Raw genomic sequence first — 4793 nt, forward strand, 5'->3', positions numbered from 1 at the left:
AGCCACGACGCCGACCTCTACAAGGAACGCAACACCGTCGAACGCCTCATCAACAAGCTGAAGGCCTGGCGCGGCATCGCCACCCGCTACGACAAAACCCCGGACAGCTACCTCGCCGGCCTCCACCTCCGCGCCGCAATGATCTGGATCGACGACCTCATCAAGACCACCGAATGATCACAACATCACACAGGCCCTAGCCCCGGACCCGTGTCCTGGGCGGCAATAGTGCCTGGTCGCGCTGCACGGGTTGCGGGAACTTCGGCTGCGCGGCTGGCGGATCTGCTGGAGGCCGAGGCGGACCTGGAGGCGCTGAGCTTCCCTACGACCCAGTGCGGTGGCAAGCCCGTCGGCCTCCCAGGTCGCAGACTACTGACTTCGGCTCGTCAAGGTGACGCTGGGTCGACGAGGGTCAGGCCGGTGCTCTGCTACGGCCTGCTGGGCCTCCCACTGCTGCTGACCCTGCGCGACGCCACCGGCACCTACGCCGTGGCCGGGTCGGCGGCCGGACTGTTCGGCTTGATCTCCGCCCTGCTCGGACCGGCCCGGGCCCGGCTGTATCCTCCCGCCGGCGTGGCCGCGAGGATCGAGGAAGCGGTGAAGCAGCGGTGGCAGCCCCTGGTGCGCAGGCGCCGGCACCGCCAGGCCGCCGCGACAGGCGGCATCACGGTCGAGACCCGCGCCCGGTTCGGCTACACGGCCGCGGTCGGCAGCACCGACGCCGCTTCCGCCGCCTGACCGTGCATCTCCCGCCGGCCTACGCGCAGCGCCTGTTCGACGCCCGCAATGAGGGGGCCAGCGACCAGGAGATGCGTGGAATCATCGCCGAAGGCTTCAAGGAAATCTATTTCCAGGATGGTGGATCTCGCGCTATGGGGCTGTCAGATGTGGAAATCAATGACATCGACTACCTGGATCTCGGCTACTGAATTCCGCTATAGCACTGCATGGGCTCAGAGTCCTGTGGCTGAGCGCTCCGGTTGGCCTGTGATCGTATGAGTTGGCCGTTCATAGTGCTCAGTCCGTCGTGTTCGTTGCTTCGTGGGCTGCTTCGCAGTCGCAGTCGCCGGCGTGGCCAGGTTCAAGCCGGCAGAAGAACCAGTAGGGCAAGCCCGTCAGGTGGGGCGGGTGGAAGCGCCGGTCGCAGTAGGTTTCACTCCAGTGGTCCGTGCCCCGCTTCGCCATCAGACTCACTCCTCGCATGGGTTCGGGCCTGCAGAAGACGCAACGCCCGTGCTGGAAGGATGCCAGATCGGCACGCTCGCCTTCCTCGAGAAGCGTGCGGGGAGCGGCTGAGCGATGGCCTGTCCGGCTAACGCTCAACTGGCCGAGTGAAGCGCTCAGTCACAAGCCCTCCCCATCTGGTTTGGAGCCGTCGCCGGTCGGCCAGGCCGATGCGTGTCTGGAGCGAGGTCGTCGGATTCGGTTCCCGGTGGGACTGGTCGAGTACGTCAGGGACAAACGCTCTTTCAGCGGGTTAGGCAGCTTCGTGAGGGACAGCTTCTTTCTGTATGAAGCGATTCGGGCCCGGGGCCAGTCCTGGAAGTTCAGGGGGACGGGCGGGTTTCGGCCTCCTCGGTGCCGGATGCTGCTGGGGCCACCGAGCCCAGGAACGGGAGGCACGCCACAAGGAGCAGGCCGGCCAGTGCCCAGGGGGCGTCGAGTCCGACGTGCTGAGCTAGGGCACCGCCCGCCGCAGCGCCTATGGGCATGGCCCCCCATGCGGCGAGTCGGTAGCCACTGGCCACCCGTCCCAGCATGCCCGGCGGGGCGAGACGCTGCCGAAGGGAGACCGTGCACACGTTCCACAGCACCACCCCGGCGCTGTTGAGGGCCAGCATGACGGCGACCAGCGGCCACCAGGGGAGTACCGCGACAACCAGGTAGGCGAGCGCGGAGACGGACACTGACGCTTTCACACTCCACCCAGACCCCAGCCGCTCGACGATCCGGGGCGCCGTCCTCGCCCCGGCGAGGCTGCCGACGGCTGCTGCGACCAGCATCAGGCTGTACCCGAAGGGGCGCAGATGGAGCCGCTGTTCGACGTAGACCACGAGGACCGCGTAGACCGCCTGTTGTCCCACGCCCAGGACTGCGACCACCACCATGAGGGGGCGCAGAACCCGATCGCGTGTCAGGAACCGCAACCCGGCCCAGGTGCCGCGCAGAAGGCTCCGCATTCCCCGCTCACCGTCCGCCGTGGCCGGTGCGGCCTTGTTCGGAAGCCCCGTGAGCAGCAGCGCTGATGCGAGAAACGTCGCGCCGTCCAGGAGGAAAGGGAGCGGGTGCCACGCCGTCCAGAGCGCAGCTCCCATAGGTGGGCCCACGAAGCCGGTTCCAACGATCTGCGCGGAGATGACCTGGGCGTTGGCTCGCTCGAGTTGCTGGTCGGTGGCCAACGCCGGCACGACGGCCTGTGCGGCGCTGTCGAAGAACACCTCGGCTACGCCCGAAACGAATGCCAGCAGCACCAGGACCGTCACCGGTGTCCACCCGGTCACCACGAGGGCGCACATCAGGGACAGTGTTGCGCACCGCGCCAGATCGCCTCCCACCATCGACCGGCGCCAGGGCATGCGGTCCACGAGAGTGCCGATGACCGGTGCCAGGAGCCAGGCCGCACGGCTCGCGGCCGCGACCGTGGATACCCAGAACACGTCCTCGGTGCGCCACGCTGCCAGGAGGGGAAGTGCCGCGAACCGCGCACCGTCCCCCACCGAGCTGAGCGCGTTGGCGGTGATCAATCGGCGCAGGGCCCTTGCCTGCGACTGATCCAACGAGGGTGAGGGGGAATCGGCGCAACTCATCGAGGTGAATATGCCTTTCGTCGCTGGTAGAGCGTGGCGCGGACACCGCGCGTCCGGAAGAGCCCACCTGTGCCCATCGTCTGCAGGGAGGCACAGGTAACTCGACGCAACTGCCCCGTGTGCGGCGAAACATTCCTGTTCCGGGGGAGACTTTTACCTTCTTTCGCTGAGTGGCAGAAATATTCGCCCAGGTTGTTCATGACGCTTGACTGTGCTCCTCCCGCCGTGACAGCTTCGATGGGTCTTCAGGCGCGAATCCGGTATCAACAACCCTTGCTACGAACACTGTTGGCGCTACCCCGCACATCACGCTCATCGTATTCGCGATAGGCAGGGGGTTTTCCTTCGACAGGGGCCACCGTATGCAGAAACCTGCACTCGTCACACTCGCCGAGCACCCAAGCTTCGCTCGATCGGACGGAATCGTCGATCGGTTATACGAGAGCTACGACTTCCTGCTCGAATGCGTCGCTCCTGGAATCAGCCCAATCGATTCCGCAGGGCACAGGATTCTTCGCGACACCGCCCTGGAACCTACCGTCCGTCACAAACTCGACCAGGCACTGCGGAGAATTCGGAACATCCCCGCCTGTACAGCGGAAATCATTTCGCTCACGGACGGACCTCTGCTCGGCGCAACGCTCGCGACGGAGGAGGAGAGTGCCGGCGTCCGGCAGACGGTCGAACTTCCCGGCCACCAAGTGCACCTGCTCACGGACCCCACCCTGCCGGCCGATGTCCACCAGACGTTCGAGACGCTGTTTCGCCGCCATCTCAGCGCGGGTGAGGGTGCCGACACCCTGACGAGCCTCACTGCCGAGCGGGCCACAACGCTTCGCACGGCCGTGGATCTGATGCTGGCCACCGCCCCCGACCTGTGCAGCGGTCTGTTGCGGCACGCCCGTTACGTCGTCGCTGTCGATGGTCCCGACGCTTTCGACAGCGCGTCAACTCGCGAGATCCCCGGCGCCGCTTTCGTAGCCCTCCGCTGCATGCGGACCCCCGAGCGACTGGCCGAAGCGATGGTCCACGAGTTCGTGCACCTACGCCTGTACGACCTGCAGGCGACACGGTCGATCTTCGCCCCGGCCTACGACACGGACACCGCGCCCACGGTGGCACCCGAGTGGCATGAAACGTCCCAGGTCTCCCGATGGCCCATCGACCGGGCCCTGGCCGCCGCGCACGTCTACGTCCATCTCTGCGCCTGGTTCGAGCAACGCGCCCACCACAGCCAAAAGCCCGACCTCGCGCAAGCCGCGCAGACGGCCGCGTTCCGGGCTACCAGCCTTCTCGACAAGGTCTCCCGTTACTCCGAGGAGTGTCTCGGCCCGGTAGGCAGGGACTTCCTGCACTGGCTCACAGAGCTGCACCGGACCCAGTCCGACCCGCTTGCCCACACCGTCGAGCGGGTGGCGTCCTAACCGGGGCGCCACCCCACCCGACCGGCCCGTACGGAAGCACCGTGCACACCGCTGGCCGCCCCCCGGTGTGGAGACCGCCTGAATCTCCACACGGTGCCTGCCGGGCCCGGCCTCGGTGGCGGCGGCGAGCCGTTCACCGCCCCGGCACGCCTGCACGGTCGCGGATGAGCCGTGGCCCCACCGGCCATCGGCATCCTCGCTCCGGCCACCTCAGTACCCGTGCCACACGCTACCGATCAGGACGGAGCCCCATGGATCTGGTACTCAACGAACCTCTCAAGAGCTGGTTGCAGGTCACCCAGTCGTGCAACCTCAAGTGCCGGCAGTGCTACGGCGACTGCGCGGCCGAGCCCCGCAGCCAGGAGATGCGCCGGGCCGAGTACGCCGCGCTCATCCGGGAGATGGCCGAATCCGGGGTGATCGAGGTCTTCGTGGAGGGAGGCGAACCCCTCAACCGCCCGGACGCCCTGAGCCCGGATCCACCGGCTTGATTTCGGAGTGATCGCTTCGGGTGTATTCGAGTGGTCTGGCGGCTGATCTGCGGGTTCGGGCAGGGAGTATC

Annotated in this window: 3 protein-coding genes and 1 pseudogene; 3 read left to right on the forward strand and 1 reads right to left on the reverse strand. The window is 66.9% G+C overall.

What is annotated here, in order from left to right; genetic code table 11:
* Nucleotides 1-552: 552 nt before the first annotated feature.
* A pseudogene (locus tag ABZV34_RS37165) lies at nt 553-929 on the forward strand (XRE family transcriptional regulator); the annotation flags it as partial.
* Nucleotides 930-1547: 618 nt separating this feature from the next.
* Here the strand turns inward: ABZV34_RS37165 and ABZV34_RS37170 are convergent.
* Complete coding sequence (locus ABZV34_RS37170) at nt 1548-2744, reverse strand: MFS transporter (protein WP_356287006.1); 1197 nt, start codon at nt 2742-2744, stop codon at nt 1548-1550.
* A gap of 425 nt (nt 2745-3169) precedes the next feature.
* Here ABZV34_RS37170 and ABZV34_RS37175 point away from each other — a divergent pair, with 425 nt between their 5' ends.
* Together ABZV34_RS37175 and ABZV34_RS37180 are read left to right on the forward strand one after the other, a co-directional pair.
* Nucleotides 3170-4231, forward strand: a complete 1062-nt coding sequence (locus tag ABZV34_RS37175; protein ID WP_356287009.1) for an HEXXH motif-containing putative peptide modification protein — start codon at nt 3170-3172, stop codon at nt 4229-4231.
* A gap of 251 nt (nt 4232-4482) precedes the next feature.
* Nucleotides 4483-4722 (forward strand): radical SAM protein, encoded by a 240-nt coding sequence (locus tag ABZV34_RS37180; RefSeq protein WP_356287012.1) that lies wholly within the window; start codon nt 4483-4485, stop codon nt 4720-4722.
* The last annotated feature ends 71 nt before the right edge of the window (nt 4723-4793 follow it).

Source organism: Streptomyces sp. NPDC005195 (assembly GCF_040608315.1).
In the GTDB taxonomy this organism is placed as follows: Bacteria; Actinomycetota; Actinomycetes; order Streptomycetales; family Streptomycetaceae; genus Streptomyces; species Streptomyces kaempferi.